This is a genomic window from Bartonella tamiae Th239, from assembly GCF_000278275.1.
GTDB classification, from domain to species: domain Bacteria; phylum Pseudomonadota; class Alphaproteobacteria; order Rhizobiales; family Rhizobiaceae; genus Bartonella; species Bartonella tamiae.
Genome location: NZ_JH725147.1, coordinates 812,460 through 834,076, shown reverse-complemented (window position 1 = coordinate 834,076; position 21,617 = coordinate 812,460). Strand labels below are relative to the sequence as shown.

Genomic DNA, 21,617 nt, shown 5'->3' with positions numbered 1-21,617 from the left:
GGACACTTCCCAAGGAGAAATAAAATGGCTGCTAAAGAAGTAAAATTTGGCCGCGATGCACGTGAGCAAATGCTACGTGGCGTGGATATTCTTGCTAATGCTGTTAAAGTGACGCTCGGCCCCAAAGGTCGTAACGTTGTTATTGATAAGTCTTTCGGCGCACCTCGCATCACAAAAGATGGTGTATCGGTTGCCAAAGAAATCGAACTTGAAGATAAGTTTGAAAATATGGGCGCACAAATGTTGCGCGAAGTGGCGTCTAAAACCAATGATGTCGCAGGTGATGGTACAACGACTGCAACCGTTCTTGGTCAAGCGATTGTACAAGAAGGCGCAAAAGCTGTTGCTGCTGGCATGAATCCTATGGATTTAAAACGCGGCATTGATGCAGCTGTCGATGAAGTTGTTGCTAATTTGTTGAAAAAAGCAACAAAAATTAACACTTCAGAAGAAGTTGCACAAGTAGGAACAATTTCTGCAAATGGTGAAGCTGAAATCGGCAAAATGATTGCTGAGGCCATGCAAAAAGTTGGCAATGAAGGCGTTATTACGGTTGAAGAAGCTAAAACTGCTGAAACAGAATTAGAAGTTGTTGAAGGTATGCAATTTGATCGTGGCTATCTTTCTCCTTACTTTGTCACCAATGCTGAAAAAATGATTGCTGATATGGATGATCCTTATATTCTCATTCATGAAAAGAAGCTTTCCAATTTACAAGCATTATTGCCTGTTCTTGAAGCTGTTGTTCAATCAGGAAAACCACTTGTTATCATAGCGGAAGATGTTGAAGGTGAAGCCTTGGCAACACTCGTTGTTAACAAATTGCGTGGTGGCTTGAAAATTGCAGCTGTAAAAGCACCTGGTTTCGGCGATCGTCGCAAAGCTATGTTGGAAGACATTGCAATTTTAACTTCAGGTCAAGTGATTTCTGAAGATATTGGCATTAAGCTTGAAAATGTCACACTTGACATGCTTGGTCGTGCGAAAAAAGTAAATATTACAAAAGAAAACACCACAATCGTTGATGGTGCTGGTAAAAAAGAAGAAATTTCAGCACGCGTTAATCAAATTAAAGCACAAATCGAAGAAACAACATCTGACTATGATCGTGAAAAACTTCAAGAACGTTTGGCAAAATTGGCTGGCGGTGTTGCTGTTATTCGTGTTGGTGGTGCCACAGAAGTTGAAGTGAAAGAGAAAAAAGATCGCGTTGACGATGCACTAAATGCAACACGTGCCGCGGTTGAAGAAGGTATTGTTGCAGGTGGTGGTACGGCTCTTTTACGTGCTGCAACCGAAATTAAATCGAAAGGTAACAATCCTGATCAAGAAGCTGGCGTCAATATTGTTCGCCGTGCGCTTCAAGCTCCAGCTCGTCAAATTGCAACAAATGCTGGTGAAGAAGCTTCAATCATTGTTGGTAAAGTGCTTGAAAATAGCAAAGACACTTATGGTTATAATACGGCCAATGGTGAATTTGGAGATTTAATTGCTTTAGGTATTGTTGATCCAGTTAAAGTGGTGCGTTCTGCATTACAAAATGCAGCTTCAATTGCTGGTCTTTTAATCACAACAGAAGCAATGATTGCAGAATTACCGAAAAAAGATGCACCAATGCCTCCAATGCCAGGCGGCGGAATGGGCGGAATGGATTTTTAATAAATCCTTATATTATAGTATTAAGACGGGCCTTCGGGCCCGTTTTTTTATTTCAGTTTCGTAAAAAAATTACGTAAAATTTTTTGTTGGTATCTGTTAAAAAATACGTTATCAAATGTAATATTATATCATTACGGAAATTATTATGCGCGAAAAATTTTCTCACCGCCTCATTTACATTGATGCCATGCGTGGCTTTGTCATTATTCTTATGATGCTTGATCACGTCCGAGAAACTTTTTTTCTTCATCAACAAGTTGGTGATCCTATTAACGTTCAGACAACAGATTTTTGGTTATTTTTTAGTCGTTCACTTGCCCATATTTGTGCGCCTATTTTTGTCCTTTTAACGGGAATTTCCGCTTCACTTTACGCACAAAAAGTACAATCAAAAAAAGATGTATCGGGATTTCTGTTAAAACGCGGACTATTGCTTATTTTATTAGAAGTGACCATTATCAATTTTGCATGGACATTCCAATTCCCACCCAAAGTTATTTATTTACAAGTCATATGGGCCATTGGCCTAAGTATGATAGCTCTTTCTGCAATCATTTGGCTGCACCGGACATGGATCGGCATACTTGGACTTGTTATTATTGTTGGTCATAATCTTCTTGATGGTTTTCATTTTCCAGCCGACTCTTTTTTTTACATTCCTTGGGCAATCTTACATGACCGTTCATGGATTGAATTTGGTGATAATTTAAGAATACGCACTTCTTATCCTGTACTGCCATGGATCGGCGTCATTGCTCTTGGTTATTCCATTGGTGGATTGTTTATAAAATCAATGCCTTCATTAAAGCGTCAAACAATTTTATTAACAACAGGTATCGTTACAATCTTCATATTTTTAAGTTTACGATTTCTGAATGCCTATGGAGAAAAGCCTTGGCATGAGGGCGATACATTGCTCCAAACATCTATGAGTTTTTTTAACATTACAAAATATCCCCCTTCACTTTTATTTCTTTTATTAACTTTAGGGATAGGCTGTATATTAATTGCTTTATTTGAAAAATTTCAAAATACAAAGCTTATTGGCTGGCTCGCAGTTTTTGGAAGCGTGCCTATGTTTTTTTACGTTTTTCATCTCTATATTTTAAAATTTCTCTATGTGGGGGCAGTTTCAATTTGGGGATTAAACCAAGGACAATATTTTGGCTTTGATACAATAAGTTCTGTTTGGCTATGTAGCATTATACTCATCATTGCACTTTATTTTCCCGTGCGTTCTTTTGCCCGCTTCAAAGCAAAACGACGTGATATAACGTGGTTAAAATATTTTTAAAGTCTCAATCTCATAAACGATGTTTGAAGAAAGACAACAAAGAGCATATAATCATGTATAAGCTCTTTTCAGCTTTGTTTTCTTGAGCTATCGTCAAAGCCATAAAAAAGGAGTTTTAATATGGCAACTCAACGTACCGAAACGGATACATTTGGCGAAATTGATGTTCCTGGCGACCATTATTGGGGTGCGCAAACAGAACGTTCAAGGCACAATTTTAAAATTGGTGAGGAAAAGCAACCTCTTGCCCTCATACATGCACTTGGAATTGTCAAAAAAGCAGCCGCTATAGCCAATATGGAAGCAGGAAAATTAGATACACAAATTGGCAAGACGATTATTGCAGCAGCAGATGAAGTTATTTCTTCAAAGCTTGATGATAATTTTCCACTCGTGGTTTGGCAAACAGGCTCTGGCACACAAACAAATATGAATGTAAATGAGGTGATCTCCAATCGAGCGATTGAAATGCTTGGTGGTGAAATGGGATCAAAAAAACCTGTTCATCCTAATGATCATGTCAATATGAGCCAATCCTCAAATGATTCATTTCCAACTGCTATTCATATTGCAACCACACTACAAACTGTAAAACGACTTTTTCCAGCACTTGACCATTTAACACTTGCACTAAAAGACAAAGAAAAAGAGTTTGACAAAATCATAAAAATTGGTCGTACGCACACTCAAGATGCAACACCAGTCACACTTGGACAAGAATTTTCAGGCTATCGTGCTGCTTTGGAATATAATCATAAGCGCATTGAAAGTGCGTTGCAGGATGTGATGAAACTTGCGCAAGGCGGCACCGCGGTTGGAACGGGACTCAATGCGCCCATTGGTTTTGATGTAAGCTTTGCTCATGCAGTCAGCGACATTACGGGTGTGCCATTCAAAACATCCGACAATAAATTTGAAGCTCTTGCTAGCCATGGCGCACTTACACATTTTCATGGCAGCCTCAATGCATTGGCAACAGATCTTTTTAAAATTGCTAATGATATTCGTTTTTTAGGTTCTGGCCCACGTTCTGGACTAGGAGAATTAAGCCTACCGGAAAACGAACCAGGATCATCCATCATGCCTGGGAAAGTCAATCCAACACAATGCGAAGCCTTAACGATGGTTGCTGCACAAGTTTTCGGTAACGAAACAACCGTCACTGTTGCATCAAGCCAAGGTCATTTTGAACTGAATGTGTATAAGCCTGTTATCGCTTATAATGTTTTACAATCCATCGCTATTTTATCAGATTGCATGGTGTCATTTGCTGACCATTGTATCAAAGGTATTAAAGCGAATGAAAACCGCATTCATGATTTGATGGAACAATCGCTCATGCTAGTAACGGCTCTTGCTCCAGCTATTGGATATGATAAGGCAGCAAAAATTGCAAAAACTGCTCATAAAAATGGTACGACCTTGCGTGAGGAAGCGCTTAAAGCAGGTGTTTCAGAAAGTGACTATAACACATTGGTCAAACCAGAAGATATGATCCATCCAAAATAAGACAAAATAAAAATTTAATAATCTAATATTAATAAAAAAATTAAAAGCATTTTCAAAAATGTTTTGTGAATAAGAAATCTTATTCACAAAACATTACTGTCAATGTTTTCAAATTTAGTATTTGGTTCTTTTTCGACGAATGATAAGATGAATAATGAATAACAGAACCACTAGTGCGAAAGCGACACCACCCCAAAAAAGGACGAGAAGCGGCGTGGATGAATAATTAGGTTTCATTAAACGCAAATCATTGACTTTTTGTTCACTAACGTGGGCGTCTGGATTGCCCCATTTTTGTAAGACATAGTTAGCAACAGAAGCGATTTGAGCATCACTAAAGGTGTCTTTATAAGCAGGCATAAAGGCATATTCTTCAGCCGTTTTTCGTGAAACACCATTTAAAATAGTCAATATAAGGTTTGAAGAATCAACCGCACCAACTGTTGAATTATGATAAAGAGAGGGATAATATCCACCTTTAACGCCTGAACCGCTTGGTTGATGACACGAAGCACAACTATTATTGAAAAGAATCTGACCGTCTAAAGCTGATATATTTGCACGTTCATCTGTTATATTCTTATTTTCATTTTCTTTATCTTCAACGGAAGCAAAATAACGTTGTTCTTGCTCATTAAAAATATCATATTTATTCGATACAGGTTGACCAAAATCAGATCGAGCACGCTTTTGATGAGGATCAGAAATTGCAGGTATAGTACGTAAATATGCTACAACAGCTTTTAAATCCCTATCGTTGTAATACTGCGTACTATTTTGAATAACTTCAGCCATATCACCTGCGGCTGAACCTTTGCCATTTATGTGCCCTGTTCGTAGATAGGTAGCGATTTCTTCATCACTCCAACTTCCAATTCCTGCAATTTTATCTGATGTTATATTTGGAGCATGCCAACCACCAGCACTGGAACCAGCAAGATGCTTTGACGTATCAAGACCCATCATAAAATTTCGAGGCGTATGACATGTTCCACAGTGACCAAGCACATCAACTAAATAACGTCCACGACTTAAATTATCAAGCTCTTCAACATGGTTTGAACCCGAGGACACATTAAAAATATTCCAGCCTATCATCAAAAAACGCATATTAAAGGGAAAAGTAAGCTTCGTTGTTTTTGGTGCCTCATCCACTGGTTTTGTTGTTTGCAAATAGGCATAAAGCGCACTTACGTCATCATCACTCATAGCATGATAGGCATCATAAGGCATTGCAGGGTATAAGCGACCTTTCGATTTACTGATGCCTTGACGAACGGCATCAGCAAACTCTTTTTCACTCCAATCACCAATCCCAAATTTCTTAGAAGAAGTAATATTAGAAGAATAAACTGTACCAAATGGTGTACCAACAGCATATCCTCCCGCATATGGCTTATTTTCATTAGCGGTATGACAAGCGACACAGTCACTTGCGCGCGCAATATATTCACCCTTTGAAATTTTGTCTAAACTATCTTGTGCAATTGAACCAACGGTTGCAAACATAAAAGCAAGTAATGAAAAAATAAGAGATTTCATCTTAAATCTCCTTTAAAATAAGGTCAGCACTGCGAAGAGCTAGTGCAACACCTGTCATCGTCGGATTATTAACACCTACTGTAGGCATAACACCCGTCGAAGAAATGAAAAGATTATCATGATCGAATGTACGACCTTCATGATTGACAACAGAATCTTTTGCATTTTCTCCCATAATCATACACCCTGCCGGATGATCCCGGTTTTCCCATACGTCGGTTGTCATACTGAAGACTTCACCTTCAAAAATATCAATAAATTTATGATAATCCTCAATAGCAACTTTAGCTCCGGCACGCACATAATCATCAACGCCGAAATGAATTGACATTTGAGGAAGCCCAAATATATCTTTACTTTCTGAATTAAGAGATACGCGATTTTCAACGTGAGGAAGCAATTCAAAATTTGATGAGATCTCAATGGTTCTAGAAGAATAGTAACGAATTTTTTCATCCAATTCATCACCGACTATGCCCTGCTTTAAAAGCCATTCCGTAACTGGCGGATTGGAAACATAATTTCCAATTTCATGCCTTATGGCACTACGTGTTTTTCTAAATGCACCATCTCGCCATTTCATAATATCACCCTGCTGAACTGGGCCACGTCCGGGCCACAGAGGATCTTTGGCAAAAAAGATCAGTCCATGACCATTATTATCCATTAAATTTCGTCCAACCATATCTGACGAATTGGCGACATCTGATAATAATAGTAAGCGCGCAGACTCCAAAGTATGGGCTGCTACAACGAAGTAACGTGCGGTTAGCCGTGTGCTTGTTCCATCAGGTGAAAAATAATGCACAGCAACAATTTTACCTTTTTCACCTTTTTCAAGTTTATAAGCTCTGGCATTTTCTATAATTTTTGCGCCAGCCTGTTCTGCTTTTAATGCATGACGATCACCACTATATTGAGAACCTATCGGACAAATTGGGGAACAATTATTATTGCCCACACATGCAGGACGATTATCGTAAGGCACTGTAGCACGACCATTAGGTTGGTAAGTAAAGGGATAACCATTTTCAGCCAGTTTGTTTTTTATTGTTTGACTTGAATAACTATAAACTTGCGGTGGAATAGGAAATGGTTCTTTTCGCGGTGGATACGTCCCTCGCCCGTGCCCGCTATAATCTTCCTCATTATCACCAGAAACACCCAATTCAACCTCTGCTTGATGATAGTAAGGTTCCAGATCATCATAGCTTATTGGCCAATCTCGCCCTACACCATAAATAGATTTCATTTTAAAATCATTGGGCAAATTGCGCCAACATGCTCCACCCCAGTGCCATGTCGTCCCTCCAACTAGACGCAATTGTCCAGGCAGATATGTTTGTGGTCCCGTATTGACAATGTAACCTTCTTCATACGAAGTGGGAGCTTGAGCAGATGAAGGATAAGGAGCATTTCTATTGCCCCCATTGGCGTAAACATTACCACTTGTTCGATAATTTTGTAAAATTTTCCACCTTGGAACACGAGGTCCAGCTTCCAAAATAATCACCGCTTTTCCCGCTTTAGCCAATATATGTGCTGAATTACTGCCAATGATACCCGAGCCGATGACGATGACATCTGCATCATAATTTTTCATAAGTTTATTCCCAATTGTTTTTATTTATCCGTAACCAAATTATGTAAATTATAAAAAATGATTTAATCGGTCGTGAGCGTTTGCGGAGTCTCATGCCAATATCCTGGACCACCGCGTGCATAAGTTGGCAATACAGTCACATCTATTGTAGGCTCCCACATCAAAGCTTGTGAAAATGTCACAGGATAGGCCTTATTGGTTTCACTATTTGCATGAATTTCTCCAATACGGCCAAGATAATAAGCTGATATTATCTCCATAATCGTTTGTTTGTGTATTGGATCTTTAAAAAGCGTAGAAGTTTTTATCACTTCAATTGATGTAAGTTTTGACGTAAAAATCGCTTTCTCAAGTGCATGGTAACGCCCAGAAAAATCAGAAAATTTATCTACCAACCCCGTCCATCCACGCATTATAACGCTATCATTCAACGCATGTCTGCCAACCAACATACGACTTATTGTTGCAAAATTTTTAGGAAAATTTTCAGTTGAGGATACAGCGAAAGATGGCCTAATCATATTTGGTAAAAAACTAATAGTCATCGTCGCAAGCACTCCACCATATAAAATCTGACGCCGTGACATCATATTTTTTTGTATGGTTTCTGCTCTGACAGATGAAACATTTTGCTTGCTCATGAAGTTCATCCTTAAAAATTTCAATTTTTTCAAAACTATAGGTGGACGATCATAGTGTGGCAAGCATTGTCACATTGGATCACAATCATTTGAATAGACCTATTATTCTAAAAATTTTTATTTCATCAATAATCATAACTGAAAGATAAAGAAACATCTTCAATTAGAAAAACCTCAAAATTTTGATATTAAAAATATGAGTGAGATAAAAATTTAATAGTTTAAATGATAACATTAGGTTTTTTGCGCCCTAACTTTTTCTTAAGATTAACTAATTCATCTCCAGCGACAATTAATGCTGCCAAAGCCTCTTGCGTGTCATCATCTATTTTGAGTGAATCACGGACATAATGTTCCATATATAGACGTAAAGTCGCCCCAGATGTTCCCGTACCAGAGAGTCGATAAACAAGCCGGCCTCCACCAACAAAAAAGATACGTATGCCTTGATGCTCACTTATAGAACCATCAATTGGATCGTGATAAGAAAACTCATCTGCTTTTTCGATCGTAAGCCCTGCAACGTCCGTCCCTTGAAGGGTTTGTAAACGATCGCGTAGAGTATCCATCACTTGTTTGGCTGCCTGTCCATCAACCTCTTCATAATCATGACGCGTATAATAAGAACGCCCAAATTCAGCCCAATGGTCTTGAACAATTTCACTGACACTTTTTTGAGTTGCCGCCATTAAGTTCAACCAACATAAAACTGCCCATAAACCATCTTTTTCACGCACATGATTGGAACTTGTGCCAAAGCTTTCCTCGCCACAAAATGTTACCTTATTTGCATCCATAAGATTGCCGAAAAACTTCCAACCTGTCGGCGTTTCAAAAATGTTTAAACCCATTTTTTGCGCCACATGATCTGCGGCAGCACTGGTTGGCATAGAACGCGCAATACCCTTGATACCAGTTTTATACCCTTTAATATATTTTGCATTTGCTGCAAGAATAGCAAGAGAATCAGAAGGTGTAACAAATTGCTTCCAACCAATAATCAGATTACGATCGCCATCACCATCTGAGGCCGCGCCTAAATCTGGACCATTATCAGACATCATTAAATCATAAAGGTCGTGTGCATGTGTTGGATTAGGGTCAGGATGTCGTCCGCCAAAATCAGGCAGTGGAATGCCATTCATAACGCTATCTGGTGACATTTTTAGCCTATTTACAAAAATTTCCATGGCGTAAGGACCTGTTACCGCATGCATCGCATCAAATTTGAATTGGAAACCGTTTTGAACTGACTTACGAATAAGATCAAAGTCAAAAAGCTCTTCCATCAAATCAGCATAATCAGATACGCTATCAATGACTTCTACTGTCATTGTACCAACCTTTTTTCGTCCCAAATGCTCAAGATCAATATTTTCAACATCTTCAATTTTAAAATGGGTTAAATTCTTTGAAGTATCAAAAATAGCTTGTGTCAGTTTTTCAGGTGCAGGACCACCATTTTCGATATTATATTTGATACCAAAGTCACCATCAACACCGCCGGGATTATGGCTTGCCGATAAGATAATGCCACCATGAGCTTTATATTTACGAATAAGGTGAGAGGCAGCAGGTGTTGATAAAATACCACTTTTTCCAACTTTAACCAAACCCACACCATTTGCAGCAGCCATATTTAAGGCAATTTGAATAACCTCTTTGTTAAAATAACGTCCATCGCCACCTAAGATAAATGTTTTTCCTGCAATATCACCAGCACAATCGAATATGGATTGCAAAAAATTTTCAACATAATGAGATTGCTGAAAAATCTTTACTTTTTTTCTTAAACCAGAAGTACCTGGATTTTGATCTGTAAAAGCTGTTGTCGAAATTATTTTCATAGCCATTTTTTTATCCATATCATTTGATTGTCAAATAATTGAGCATTGTAAATTATCAATATCGTCTATTCATTAAACATATTATATTTATTGCAGTGATAATGCTTGCAACTCTGCGTTTGATCTCTTACCTTTCTTTTACCAACTCAAATGAGTTTTGCTACATTTTAATTATTTTATTTATCAACCAAGGAGCATAATAATGATCGGGAAAAAAGTTCCAAATGTGACATTTCGTACACGCGTGCGTGATGAAGCGGTCGGTGGACCAAATCCATTTCGCTGGCAAGATGTGACAAGTGACGAGTATTTTAAAGGAAAACGGGTTATTCTCTTTTCTCTACCGGGTGCTTTCACACCGACTTGTTCAACATTTCAATTGCCTGACTTTGAAAAGCTCTATTCAGATTTCAAAGCAGCAGGCATTGACGAAATTTATTGTCTTTCCGTCAATGATGCCTTTGTCATGAATGCATGGGGCAAGCAACAAGGTGTAAATAATGTTAAACTGATCCCTGATGGGTCGGGGGAATTCAGCCGTAAAATGGGGATGCTTGTGTCCAAAGATAATCTTGGCTTTGGTATGAGATCATGGCGTTATGCAGCCATTATTAATGATGGTGTTGTTGAACAATGGTTTGAAGAAGAAGGTTTTTCAGACAATTGTGAAAGCGATCCTTACGGTGAATCTGCACCACAAAATATTTTAAAAAGTCTGCAAAATTCTTAAACTTACAAAAAAGCTCCCTTACCAAAGGGAGTTTTTAAAATCCAAGGCATTTTATGAGCAAAACGTTAAAACTTGACAATGAAATTTTTTTGGCCTTGAAGCAATTTCAAGGTGATAATCCAATGTTTCATAATGAAAAGGAAGCGGCGTTATTCTTACTGAAAGACGCTCTTTTGAAAAAAAAATATTTGCCTCAAAATGGCGAAAACCTTGTGGATACAGGTGCGGATACTGGCATCAAACCTGATAAACTAAACGCGACCAATGATGGCTAATATGAACGAGTTGAAAGATCCGCATAACGTGATCAAACATCGTCTTCGTAAACATTTTTTTATTCTCTTAGCGCTTGCCATTTTTTTAATAGCAGTGCTTATTTGGGTAACATTAGCTGTTCTTGATGTCACTGGCATTGATGCATTGTCGACCATTGTCTAAAAACACTTTTATTATTCTTAAAAAAGGTCGGTATAACATTTTATAAAATATTGATGTTTTTGAATAGACTTAAACGTAATCTATGCTTGAATGAATCCGATGAATAAATTCAGCAACAATCGGTTCATTTTTAGTTTTTAAAGATGAGATAAGACACGCTTGCGATTTTAAAATCACACCGTCATGAAGTATTTTCAAACCATTGGCGGTTAACGTCGTTCCAGTTGAAGTGATATCAACAATCATATCCGCCGCGCCTGAGGCAGGCGCCCCTTCCGTTGCACCAAGACTTTCAACAATGCGATAAACTTGAATACCATGTTTTTGAGAAAAAAATTGTTGTGTCAAGCGCCAAAATTTTGTTGCAATGCGCAGCCTTCTGCCATGACGGGGCCGAAATTCAGCGGCTACATCGTCAAGATCGGCCATTGTCGATACATCATGCCAAACACAGGGAACAGCAACGACAACATCTGCATGGCCAAAGCCTAATTTTACTTCCACGACGATTTTTTCATGCGGAGCATGAAGGGTTTCATGGATCAAATCTTGTCCTGTTACACCAATATCAATACGACCATGGCCAAGTTCACGCGCAATTTCTGAAGCAGAAAGAAAAAGAATGTCAACATGAGGAGCATTCGCAATTTGTGCTCTATATTGACGTTCATCGTCAGGCAAAACAACCTCGTAACCTGCTCGCTTTAATACTGCCAATGTTTGTTCTTTTAAGCGTCCTTTTGAGGGCAAAGCAAGTGTTATTGTCATAATTTTCTGCCTTCTGCCTCTGAGCGACTTTGTAAGTTTATATGATCCAAACTTATGGAAAACCCAATGGCCGGTATCGGTTTTTTAGCGCCGAGCATCGCCATTAAATTATCATAACGACCACCACCAACAATGACATTAGCATTTGAACGTATTTCAAAAACAAAACCTGTATAATAATCAAGAGGGCGACCAAAAGCTGAATCAAATTCAATTGACTTCAAATCAATTTTGGCTTGTTGAAAAGCGTCATTGCGCGCCACAAAAGAATGAAGAGAATCCATCAGATTTAAATGATGCTTCTGTGCAAAATTTAACAATATTTCATGTGCATTATGAAGGCACATACGAAGTTGCAAAAACTCTTGGATAATCGCTAAATTTTTTGGTGAAAGCGGTTTGGATTGTAGCACGTCACGATCCAACAAACGCTGAGCAATCTCCGCTGGATTGCGGCTTACCAAAGGAGATAGTCCCGCATCGCGCATCTCTTCTTCTAAAGATGCAATCAAAGCATTCTTATCATTTTTTTTAACAAAAGTTTCTAAATGAGGTGCTAAAGGCGGTTCTTCTTTTAAACTCATAAAATCGCTTAACATCTTGTGCAGTTTAGACGCATTGCCAAAGGCTCTTAAAAGCTTTTTTTGCCAGACATTGTCTATTTTTAAAGCATGTAATAATGCTGCAAAAACTGTTTGGTCGCCTATAATAATATGATACGAATTTTCTAGTGCAACGCGTTTCATAAAATTAAGCGCCATTTGTAAACTGCGTGCATCTGCGTGTTTTTCATGAGGATCGCCAAGATCTTCAATGCCAGCTTGATAAAAGCCCGTATCATTCAAGCGCTGTTGGCGAAAAACTTCACCCAAATAAGCATATTGGCGCGGTGTTACAGCATTATTTTTAATATGTTGCAAACATACTGGTATTGTGAATTCAGGGCGTAAACATAAATTTTCGCCATTTTCGTTCTGCGTGATAAATATGCGTCTACGAAGATCTTCGCCAACGCTATCTAAAAAGGGTTCTGCAGGTTGTAAAACTGCGATAGGTGTTGTGACCAAACCAAGGTGTTTATAATATTGCTCAACCAGCCCAAAGAGTCTATCGTTTTGAGCCATTTGCATCCTACTCTTAATCTTGCGTTCTTTGCGATAGATGCGCGTTTAAAATATCTTTTACTGTTTCAACCAAAGCGTTTTCAGCAACGGTCACTTGTGCAGGACGACTTTCCCGCCATGTTTGATTATCAGCAATTTCAGATGATAATCGTGCACCTTCAACCAGATCTTTAATTTGCACTTGTCCTTGCTCTCTTTCTTGCGAACCTTGAATAATAACACAAGGAGCATGGCGACGATCGGCATATTTCATTTGGGCCTTTATACCAGAGCCACCAACGTAAATTTCAGCACGAATACCTTGATTACGCAATTGAGCCACCATGTTTTGATAACGCGCCAAAGCCTTTCGGTCTTTATCCATAACCAAAATCACAACGGGTCCAAGACGATTTGAGATCTTTAATTTCCCAAGATTTTTTAAAGCCGTCATTAAACGGGAAACGCCAATAGAAAAGCCTGTTGCTGGAACGACCTCACCACGAAAACGTGAGACAAGGCCATCATAACGTCCTCCACCACCAACAGAACCAAATACAACCTTTTGCCCTTCATCATTGACAACATCAAAAAGCAGTTCTGCTTCAAAAACAGGCCCAGTATAATATTCTAATCCCCGCACGACAGAAGGGTCAATTTTTACACGTCCTTCATAAGCTGCCGCAACAAACAAGGCGTGCATTTCTTCCAATTCATTTACACCTTCAAGACCGATATCACTCCCTTTGACAATTTCTTTTAATAATTTAAGCGTTGTTTCACCATGATTTGTGTTTGTATTTGTTCCAGCATTTATGAAAGCTATGACACGGTCGATTGCTTCATCGCAAAGCCCTGCCCCTTTTGTAAAGTCACCACTTTCATCCAAACGTCCATCACCTAAAAGCAAACGCACACCGTCTTCACCAAATTTATCCAACTTATCAATAGCGCGCAGTACAGTTAAACGCTTTATAGTATGATCATTCCCACTTAGGCCGATGAGCTCCAAAACGCCATCTAAAATTTTTCTATTATTGACGCGAATGACATAATCGCCCCGCTCAATCCCAAGTTTTTCCATCGTATCTGCAGCCATCATGCAAATTTCAGCGTCCGCCGCCGCCGTCGGTGTGCCAACAATATCGGCATCAAACTGCATAAATTGACGAAACCGACCCGGTCCTGGCTTTTCATTTCTAAAAACCCAACCCGCACGATAACTTCGATAAGGCTTGGCAAGCGTTTCATAATTTTCAGCAAAGTAGCGCGCTAAAGGTGCCGTTAAATCATAACGCAAAGATAGCCACTGTTCATCATCATCTTGTAATGAAAAAACACCTGCATTGGGACGATCTTCATCAGGCAAAAATTTACCTAATACGTCTGTATATTCAAAAATAGGCGTTTCTAACGCTTCAAAACCATAAAGTTCATACACTTGACGAATAACCGAAATCATTTCATCGGCTGCATTCAATTCATCACTTGTACGATCAACAAATCCACGAGGTAAACGTGCCTTGGTTTTTTCTTGTCTATTAGCCATATCGTCTCGTTATCTCTTTTGGAATATTAAGGTTGCGTTTTGTTGTTTTTAACCGATTGACTGAATCTGAGCAAGACTTTCCCTTGCGCGGTTGTAAGTTTTAGATGCAGAACCACTTCATTTTGTTAAATATCGAACAAGATTTTTAAAATACGAAAAACAGACTCACAGAAAATATGAATATTTACAAGAAGGCTTAACAAAATTACCCACAAAATTTCTTATATCAAAAGGACAAAAACCACTTTAATTTTCTTTCTCACAAAAACCAAGAATAGAATATATTATCCGCCTTTAACTTTCTTCCTTTTCTTTTACTATTTTTGTTTATTATAGTTTTTCATTAAAATGAAGGGATACTGAATCTTGTTTTTAAAAAAACAGGAAAAAATAAAAATATTATCCTATTTAAAAATTTAAAATCACTTCCACATGATAAAAGATGAAGCGTATCGTTTAAAATTGAGAGATTCAAACGGATCCAATATTTCATATTCAACTTCGCATACAAAAACCTAAAAACATTTCACAAATCAGGCAAATGCCATTTCAAATTTTTTAGAGATAAAAAAACGTTCACACATTTTTTTTATTTGAAGACTAACCCTGTCTCATTGTTCACGACAAAAACAACCTTCAATATGATCATTAACGATACCTACAGCCTGCATAAAAGAGTAACAAGTTGTTGGACCAACAAATGTCCAACGACGTTTTTTAAGATCTTTTGAAAGACGGTGAGAAGCAGGAGTTGTCGGATGTGCTATGAGTGTTTCATAATCCACGCGATCAAAGCGTTCCTCCTCAGAAGGTTTAAACGACCAAAAATAATCAGACAGTTGTGTTTCAGTTTGTTCCAATTCTAAAACACGCTTGGCATTATTAATCACGGAACATATTTTGCCTTGATGACGAACAATACCTTTATCTTGAAGTAAAGATGCCACTTTATTTTCATCATAAAGGGCTATTTTGTTGTAATCAAAGCCCTCAAAAGCAGAACGAAAATTTTCCCGTTTTGTTAATATAGTCAGCCATGATAAGCCCGCCTGAAAGCCTTCAAGACAAATTTTTTCAAATAAACGATAAGGATCTTTCACAACTTTTCCCCATTCCTTATCATGATACGTACAATACAAAGAATTATTACCAACCCAAAAGCATCGTTCCTTGCCGTCAACACCGGTAATAAGGCCTTTTTTTTGCATTAGAATAAACTCCCTTGTTTAGGTATTTTATTCGATACATCCTTTGAATTTTTATCTTGTTCACGTGCTGGCTGGGCTTTCACAACCTTGACTTCACCATCTTTAAACTTCACTTTTGCGCATTGTTTATCAGGAAACTGTGTTATTGATTTAATTAACTCATTTTTTTCATCTAAAATCAGCGCAAACCCACGCTGCAATATATTTTCATAAGAAAGAGTGTCTAGAACACGCGACACCGTTGCCATAGAAGACACCTTTTTTTCAATAATTTGTCGAATATTATTCGATAGCCTTGTATGAAAATAAACCATTTTCTTTTTTTCTTGGCTGAAAGCTGAAACGATCAAACGCGGTGTTAAATTTCTTCCCAAAGCGACTAAACCTTGCCGTTTTTTTTCATTATTTATCTGCAATGCTTGAAGAAAGCGTACATCCATGTGTTTTAATCCTTGCGCTTCACGAAATGTCAAATTAACAATTAAACGTGGTGAAAAAGCACGCTTTGCTGAAGTAAGATTTTGTCGTTTCTTATCGCTATTAACCTCTAATGCACGCATTAAACGGCTTGATGCTTCGTCAAAACGCCGACGCGGCAAAGCAAACAAATGGTCTGGCGTAGGTAAGGCTCGAGCATTGCTTTGAAGTTTTTGACGCCAAAAATCGAAATGGCGCCTAAGTCCAGCTTTTAAACGCGCATGAAGTGAAACAAGAGTAGCTTCAAGATCTGCTTTAACAGCAACAGCCATTTCTGCCGCTCCTGTCGGTGTTGGAGCACGCACATCGGCAGCATAATCAATCAATGTCCAGTCGGTTTCATGACCGACGGCAGAAATAACGGGTATAAGAGATCGTGCCACAGAACGCACCACATCTTCATCATTAAAGCCCCATAAATCTTCTAAGCTCCCTCCCCCACGTGCAACAATCACCACATCTGGCTTAGGCAAACCATTTGTTCCATCCAATGCATTGAACCCATCAACAGCATGTGCCACTTCTTGAGACGATTTTTCTCCTTGTACACGAACAGGCCAAACAAGGATATGAAGAGGAAAACGATCAGAAATACGATGAATAATATCTCTTATAACCGATCCAGTTGGAGATGTGACAACGCCGATAATACGAGGCATAAAAGGCAGAAGTTGTTTATTTGCAGAATTAAACAACCCTTCACTTTCAAGCTTCTTTTTTCGTTGTTCTAAAAGAACCATCAAAGCACCCGCGCCTGCAGGCTCAAGATTTTCAATAACAATCTGATATTTTGAAGAACCGGGATAAGTTGTCAATTTGCCAACGGCGATAACTTCCATGCCCTCTTCTGGTTTATATTGAAGTTTAGCCATAACCCCGCGCCAAATCACCGCTTCCATTCGTGCTTTGTCATCTTTAAGAGCAAAATAAGCGTGACCCGAGCTATGCGTTCCGCGAAACCCAGTAATTTCACCTCGCACACGAACATGACCAAAGGCATCTTCGACAGTGCGTTTTAACGCATTCGAAATTTCCGAAACGCTAAATTCAGTCGCATTTGTCGTTGGTTTTTGTTGTATTGAAGACGTAACATCGGTAAAAAAATCAGACATTTTTTTAATTTCTAAATTTGTTCGCTTATTTTTCATCTCTATTGTGCATATTTTGTCTGACTGTGTCTATTACAGATCTCAGCAATGTTTCATAACAGTTATCGAACAAAAATTTATTTTATTTTAGGAACATTTTATCAAAACTGCCATTGTATATTATAAATGTGAATGACAGACATCATGTAATGATAACAATTTGAAATGAGCCTAATTTCTTATTTTTTATAGATATGCATCATAAAAACACCTTTCACGCGTCTTTTTTGCGATGAATGACAAAAAACATTTTAAGTCATTTTTTTATTAACAAGCAATGTCAAAATAACGCCTGGTGCCAATATTCACAATGACAACAAAGGGTGCAAATTCGTCAGATTTGCTTTAACATAATTCAAAATAACAACACATTATTTAAAAACATAGTCAAAAAAGAATTGGAACAATGATGAACAAAATGCCAACCGAACATGAACGAGCGACAGAAACAGTAAAAGAAGTTACGCCGCCTTTAAAAGGTGGCAAATTAGAAAAAAAAGTAAAAACAGAAAAGGATGAAAAAAATGCTTAGAGCTGGTCTTCTTTGGGCAATGGGTGTCCCTTTTGGTCTTGCAATTTTGGCTTGGATATTCTTTTTTTAAAAACAAAAAGCAATATACTTTATTATAAAATATACTTACTATAAATTTCTAATATTGGCCTTCTCATTTTATGAAAGCCAATCCATTGAAAAATACTGGGTAAGCATGTATTGATTCTATGTCATATACAGGCTCACCGAGCCATTATATTCTTTGCTTTATCAATAAGCGTTTTGTAACAAATTTGAATGTTTTTATTAATCACAGCTTTTTTTAAATAAGTAAAGTATTTTGACTGACATAACTCTTTGATCTTCAAAAACCGCGCCATTGTTTTTTTGTAAAAAAAACCTTATTTTACTAAAGAAAACATGGAGTCTTAGGTAAAATGTCAAAAACAATCAACGCATTGCTCGGCGATACACCAGGACGCGTCGCTGTCAAACTTATCATCATTTCCTTATTCGTTGGTATTGTCATGACACTTTTAGGTTGGACACCTATGGATGTTGTTTGGAAAATTGTTCATTTTTTTAAATCGCTTTGGTCTATGGGCTTTTCTTCATTTTCCAAATTGTTTGATGTCATTATTGTTGGAGCGGCGATTGTTGTTCCTGCTTTTATCATTATAAGACTTTTGAGCTGGAAACGTTAAATTGTGTCTGCATTGATTGAAAAATTCAATATCGATTGCACACTTGCCTTATTTTTTAAATATTAAAAAAACATAGATCAAAAATTTCTATTTAATACGTGAGGATATAATGTTTACGAGACGATATTTTATTTGCTTATCTGGCTTAACTTTAACGCATTTATTTGTATCTTCTCTTTCTTTAGCAAAAGCTAAAACATTATCTCATGATCATGCCGAAAAGCTGCTCAATACAATACGGCGAGATCATCACCTTAACCCACTGAAACACGATCAACGCTTGGAACAAATGGCACAATATCAAGCCAATCTTATGGCAGAAACAAACAAAGTGAGTCATTCTGTAAAATGGGGACAAGGTTTTGTTTCGCGATTACGCCAATTTGGTATTCGTGGAGCAGCTGGAGAAAATCTTAGTGCAGGCCAAAAAGATGTTTCAAATGCTTATAAAGCATGGATGAATTCCCCCCAACATCGACGCAATATGCTCGACCCGTCATTTGGTCATTTTGCATTAGCATGCGCCTCAAAACCAAACAATCCAAAATATATCTATTGGGTCATTGTGTTTGGACGTTAAATACACTCGGAAAAATATTCCTATATAATTTTATTTTTTAAATAAACGAAATTTCTGATATTTTTATTTCTTTTAATTTGAGTCATAAAATTGAAATATAAATTTTGTAACTGTTACAAGAAAAATAAATAGTTGTTAATTTTATTTTAAATTATGGAATTCAAAAATGTTTAAAAAGAAATACTTTATTCTATTTTTATCATTTATTTTAACACTAGATCAAGCTCAATCTTCAGATAAGATATACTTAGAACCTGAAAATATACAATATTTAAAAATTTGTGATGCTTATGGTTCTGGTTATATTTATATTCCTGGGACTGAAACATGTTTTCGTCTCTCAGGTTATGTAAGAACAGATGTAAAAGCAGGCGATAATATTGATTCACGCCGCATAGAAAGTATTGATCGCAACGGTTATAAATGGCGCGCCCGTGCAACATTGCGTTTTCATACCGCAACACAAACAGAATTAGGAACATTACGAACCTATTTTGATTTACGTTCCCAATGGGATGATGGCTATGACTCAGCTGGCGGACAATTGCGTGCAGCTTTTATTGAACTTGGCGGGTTACGCATTGGTATGGATGAAACAATCTTTAGTCATTGGACGGGATATTTCGGCAACGTTATTAATGGCGGCGTTCTTGATCCTATGGATGGACAACGCACAAATATGATTTCCTATACCTATAATACATCTTCAGGTTTTTCAGCTATAATTGGCGCTGAACAAGGCAGCGGCGCAGGTGATCATGGATTGACGGGCTATACCTATTCCTTTGATGACTTGGGGGAAGCCACTTATATATCAAAACGTCTTTTATCGGGCTCGGAAGATTATAAATTAAATATTTTGTTTGGATTAAAATATGTACAAGGGTGGGGCATCATTTCAGCAGTCGGTGCCTATGACACTTATTATTCTGAATGGGCAGGCAAAGTCCGCCTTGATCTCAATGTCACGGATAAACTGCTTTTATGGGTCATGGGCGGTTACAAGACAGCTGATGATTATTATGCACATGATAATTCTGCATATCAACTCGACGATGGCAGCTATCACCATACCATGACATATAATGGAATAAAGCGTACTGGCGTTTATCGGCTTATCAATAGCTCCTATGGAGATTGGGGTGGCGATTGGGCATTATGGAGCGGATCAACCTATAATGTACATAAAAAAGCCTCTCTTAATTCCCAGATCGTATATGATGATTTAAAAAACTTTTCCGCCTCTGCCAATATAATTTTTACAATTGTTCCTGGTGTATCACTGACACCTGAAATTTCTTACATAAAATGGAATGATAATTACCGCGTCGAAAATGATGCAGGAACAGCCATTTATCAATCAAGCATGAAAGGAAAAGATGCTGTTCAAGGCATGATCCGCTTTCAGCGCTCTTTTTAAGAAAAATCTTTAATATCTGCGTCAAGAAAAGAATAGATGAAAGCCTTTTTAAAAATTAAAATAATTATGTGCCTTCATAATAATTTATGAAGGCAGTTTATTTATTTCTTAAATTTAACGCGCTTCCAACAATCCGATGTAAAAAGAGTGATGGAATATCCCCATATTCCTGTTCTTGCCCTTTTAAACAAACGCAATGTCTCGCGTTTAAACGTATAACTTAGTTTTCTATTTTGTTTTTTCTTTTTTTCCCACTGATGGCGCGCCCCTTCAAGAGTGCTTTTAAGACCAGCTTGTTTTGCAATTGCTTGATCCAGTTGCCACATTTCGAAATTTTCAAAAACTCCATAGTCAGGATTAAACAAAAAATGATCAAAAGGTGCTGTTACATTGTCCATTTTTTTGACAAGTTTTTTTGCAGCTTGCTGAGAAATAATATAGGCTGCAGCCATAATATGACGGCTTTTCAAACGCGCAATATTATGTTCATTATTTATTTTTTTTCGTGGCCCAAGCCATACTTTTTTGCCATCAGTTTCGATTTTTATTATGTCTGCTGATTTTGGAATCCATTTTCGATCAAGAAGGAACTCTTTTGCATCAGAAGAAAAAACAATATCATCTTCAAAAATAGCGGCATACTCTTCATCCCCATCTGCAATTTTTTGTAAAGCTTTCTTATGGCTTAAAAAACAAGCAACTTCTCCGCGTGTTAAAGGCTTCTCCCATTTTTTTTCTTTTGTCATGGCATCACAATATGATGCACTTAATTCTTGTCCATCAACGGCATCAACACGCGTAAAATCAAGCCCCATTTTTGAAAAAACTGTTTGCAAACGTGCCAATCTTTTAGGCGAACGTTTAAGATTGATAACATATAATTTCATAATCTTTTCTTTGTTTC

General features: G+C 37.7%; 19 protein-coding genes. 9 read left to right on the top strand and 10 right to left on the bottom strand.

Translation table 11 applies throughout. From position 1 onward, the window contains the following. The first annotated feature begins 24 nt into the window (after positions 1-24). From groL to fumC, 3 genes are all read left to right on the top strand, one after another. A complete protein-coding gene (groL, locus tag ME5_RS03710) occupies positions 25-1,659 on the top strand; it encodes a chaperonin GroEL (RefSeq protein WP_008038537.1) in 1,635 nt (544 codons plus the stop codon). 145 nt (positions 1,660-1,804) lie between these two features. Then, positions 1,805-2,953: an acetyltransferase domain-containing protein gene (locus tag ME5_RS03705; protein ID WP_008038535.1), complete on the top strand. Its 1,149-nt coding sequence runs from the start codon at positions 1,805-1,807 to the stop codon at positions 2,951-2,953. Positions 2,954-3,073: 120 nt separating this feature from the next. Next, complete coding sequence (gene fumC, locus ME5_RS03700) at positions 3,074-4,462, top strand: class II fumarate hydratase (protein WP_008038534.1); 1,389 nt, start codon at positions 3,074-3,076, stop codon at positions 4,460-4,462. A gap of 114 nt (positions 4,463-4,576) precedes the next feature. On the opposite strand, the gene ME5_RS03695 is transcribed toward fumC, so the two are convergent. The 4 genes from ME5_RS03695 to ME5_RS03680 form a co-directional block, all read right to left on the bottom strand. Continuing rightward, positions 4,577-6,004: a cytochrome c gene (locus ME5_RS03695; protein ID WP_008038532.1), complete on the bottom strand. Its 1,428-nt coding sequence runs from the start codon at positions 6,002-6,004 to the stop codon at positions 4,577-4,579. A 1-nt stretch (position 6,005) separates the two neighbouring features. Beyond that, entirely contained in the window at positions 6,006-7,607 is a 1,602-nt protein-coding gene (locus ME5_RS03690) for a GMC family oxidoreductase (RefSeq protein WP_008038530.1), read from the bottom strand. Positions 7,608-7,669: 62 nt separating this feature from the next. Beyond that, complete coding sequence (locus ME5_RS03685; protein ID WP_008038528.1) at positions 7,670-8,248, bottom strand: sugar dehydrogenase complex small subunit; 579 nt, start codon at positions 8,246-8,248, stop codon at positions 7,670-7,672. 221 nt (positions 8,249-8,469) lie between these two features. Beyond that, a complete protein-coding gene (locus tag ME5_RS03680) occupies positions 8,470-10,101 on the bottom strand; it encodes an alpha-D-glucose phosphate-specific phosphoglucomutase (protein ID WP_008038527.1) in 1,632 nt (543 codons plus the stop codon). Positions 10,102-10,297: 196 nt separating this feature from the next. Here ME5_RS03680 and ME5_RS03675 point away from each other — a divergent pair, with 196 nt between their 5' ends. From ME5_RS03675 to ME5_RS10620, 3 genes are read left to right on the top strand one after another with little or no spacing between them, the layout of a single operon-like run. After that, complete coding sequence (locus ME5_RS03675) at positions 10,298-10,825, top strand: peroxiredoxin (RefSeq protein ID WP_008038525.1); 528 nt, start codon at positions 10,298-10,300, stop codon at positions 10,823-10,825. Positions 10,826-10,878: 53 nt separating this feature from the next. After that, complete coding sequence (locus ME5_RS03670) at positions 10,879-11,100, top strand: hypothetical protein (protein WP_008038524.1); 222 nt, start codon at positions 10,879-10,881, stop codon at positions 11,098-11,100. 1 nt (position 11,101) lies between these two features. Beyond that, positions 11,102-11,263: a hypothetical protein gene (locus ME5_RS10620; protein WP_196793578.1), complete on the top strand. Its 162-nt coding sequence runs from the start codon at positions 11,102-11,104 to the stop codon at positions 11,261-11,263. 69 nt (positions 11,264-11,332) lie between these two features. Here the strand turns inward: ME5_RS10620 and hisG are convergent, their stop codons facing one another. From hisG to xseA, 5 genes are all read right to left on the bottom strand, one after another. Then, positions 11,333-12,031 (bottom strand): ATP phosphoribosyltransferase, encoded by a 699-nt coding sequence (gene hisG / locus ME5_RS03665; RefSeq protein ID WP_008038522.1) that lies wholly within the window; start codon positions 12,029-12,031, stop codon positions 11,333-11,335. Continuing rightward, positions 12,028-13,155 carry an ATP phosphoribosyltransferase regulatory subunit gene (locus ME5_RS03660; RefSeq protein ID WP_008038521.1) on the bottom strand — a complete coding sequence of 376 codons (1,128 nt, stop codon included), beginning with the start codon at positions 13,153-13,155 and terminating at the stop codon, positions 12,028-12,030. The genes hisG and ME5_RS03660 overlap by 4 nt, the downstream gene beginning before the upstream one ends. Before the next feature lie 13 nt (positions 13,156-13,168). Next, the gene (gene hisS / locus ME5_RS03655) at positions 13,169-14,683 is read right to left on the bottom strand and encodes a histidine--tRNA ligase (RefSeq protein ID WP_008038519.1); all 1,515 of its coding nucleotides are present in this window, start codon (positions 14,681-14,683) and stop codon (positions 13,169-13,171) included. A 611-nt stretch (positions 14,684-15,294) separates the two neighbouring features. Next, complete coding sequence (locus ME5_RS03650) at positions 15,295-15,891, bottom strand: DNA-3-methyladenine glycosylase I (protein ID WP_008038517.1); 597 nt, start codon at positions 15,889-15,891, stop codon at positions 15,295-15,297. Further along, positions 15,891-17,480, bottom strand: coding sequence for an exodeoxyribonuclease VII large subunit (gene xseA / locus ME5_RS03645; protein WP_196793523.1), 1,590 nt, complete (start codon positions 17,478-17,480; stop codon positions 15,891-15,893). The genes ME5_RS03650 and xseA overlap by 1 nt, the downstream gene beginning before the upstream one ends. 966 nt (positions 17,481-18,446) lie before the next feature. Between xseA and ME5_RS03640 the strand changes: the two genes are divergently transcribed. The 3 genes from ME5_RS03640 (at position 18,447) to ME5_RS03630 (ending at position 20,713) form a co-directional block, all read left to right on the top strand. Continuing rightward, complete coding sequence (locus tag ME5_RS03640) at positions 18,447-18,713, top strand: DUF6460 domain-containing protein (protein WP_008038512.1); 267 nt, start codon at positions 18,447-18,449, stop codon at positions 18,711-18,713. A 109-nt stretch (positions 18,714-18,822) separates the two neighbouring features. After that, entirely contained in the window at positions 18,823-19,293 is a 471-nt protein-coding gene (locus ME5_RS03635) for a CAP domain-containing protein (protein WP_008038511.1), read from the top strand. 166 nt (positions 19,294-19,459) lie between these two features. Then, positions 19,460-20,713: a porin gene (locus tag ME5_RS03630; protein WP_008038509.1), complete on the top strand. Its 1,254-nt coding sequence runs from the start codon at positions 19,460-19,462 to the stop codon at positions 20,711-20,713. 101 nt (positions 20,714-20,814) lie between these two features. Here ME5_RS03630 and ME5_RS03625 read toward each other — a convergent pair whose 3' ends face one another. Next, entirely contained in the window at positions 20,815-21,600 is a 786-nt protein-coding gene (locus ME5_RS03625) for a glycosyltransferase family 25 protein (RefSeq protein ID WP_008038507.1), read from the bottom strand. Positions 21,601-21,617 lie beyond the last annotated feature (17 nt).

Excerpts from the sequence above, each read along its gene's own strand:
- ME5_RS03625 (WP_008038507.1), bottom strand. The coding sequence starts at position 21,600 with ATGAAATTATATGTTATCAATCTTAAACGTTCGCCTAAAAGATTGGCA.
- ME5_RS03635 (WP_008038511.1), top strand. The coding sequence starts at position 18,823 with ATGTTTACGAGACGATATTTTATTTGCTTATCTGGCTTAACTTTAACG.
- ME5_RS03685 (WP_008038528.1), bottom strand. The coding sequence starts at position 8,248 with ATGAGCAAGCAAAATGTTTCATCTGTCAGAGCAGAAACCATACAAAAA.
- ME5_RS03660 (WP_008038521.1), bottom strand. The coding sequence starts at position 13,155 with ATGGCTCAAAACGATAGACTCTTTGGGCTGGTTGAGCAATATTATAAA.
- xseA (WP_196793523.1), bottom strand. The coding sequence starts at position 17,480 with ATGTCTGATTTTTTTACCGATGTTACGTCTTCAATACAACAAAAACCA.
- fumC (WP_008038534.1), top strand. The coding sequence starts at position 3,074 with ATGGCAACTCAACGTACCGAAACGGATACATTTGGCGAAATTGATGTT.
- hisS (WP_008038519.1), bottom strand. The coding sequence starts at position 14,683 with ATGGCTAATAGACAAGAAAAAACCAAGGCACGTTTACCTCGTGGATTT.
- ME5_RS10620 (WP_196793578.1), top strand. The coding sequence starts at position 11,102 with ATGAACGAGTTGAAAGATCCGCATAACGTGATCAAACATCGTCTTCGT.
- ME5_RS03640 (WP_008038512.1), top strand. The coding sequence starts at position 18,447 with ATGTCAAAAACAATCAACGCATTGCTCGGCGATACACCAGGACGCGTC.
- ME5_RS03630 (WP_008038509.1), top strand. The coding sequence starts at position 19,460 with ATGTTTAAAAAGAAATACTTTATTCTATTTTTATCATTTATTTTAACA.
- ME5_RS03650 (WP_008038517.1), bottom strand. The coding sequence starts at position 15,891 with ATGCAAAAAAAAGGCCTTATTACCGGTGTTGACGGCAAGGAACGATGC.
- hisG (WP_008038522.1), bottom strand. The coding sequence starts at position 12,031 with ATGACAATAACACTTGCTTTGCCCTCAAAAGGACGCTTAAAAGAACAA.
- ME5_RS03670 (WP_008038524.1), top strand. The coding sequence starts at position 10,879 with ATGAGCAAAACGTTAAAACTTGACAATGAAATTTTTTTGGCCTTGAAG.
- ME5_RS03675 (WP_008038525.1), top strand. The coding sequence starts at position 10,298 with ATGATCGGGAAAAAAGTTCCAAATGTGACATTTCGTACACGCGTGCGT.
- ME5_RS03680 (WP_008038527.1), bottom strand. The coding sequence starts at position 10,101 with ATGGCTATGAAAATAATTTCGACAACAGCTTTTACAGATCAAAATCCA.
- ME5_RS03690 (WP_008038530.1), bottom strand. The coding sequence starts at position 7,607 with ATGAAAAATTATGATGCAGATGTCATCGTCATCGGCTCGGGTATCATT.
- groL (WP_008038537.1), top strand. The coding sequence starts at position 25 with ATGGCTGCTAAAGAAGTAAAATTTGGCCGCGATGCACGTGAGCAAATG.
- ME5_RS03695 (WP_008038532.1), bottom strand. The coding sequence starts at position 6,004 with ATGAAATCTCTTATTTTTTCATTACTTGCTTTTATGTTTGCAACCGTT.
- ME5_RS03705 (WP_008038535.1), top strand. The coding sequence starts at position 1,805 with ATGCGCGAAAAATTTTCTCACCGCCTCATTTACATTGATGCCATGCGT.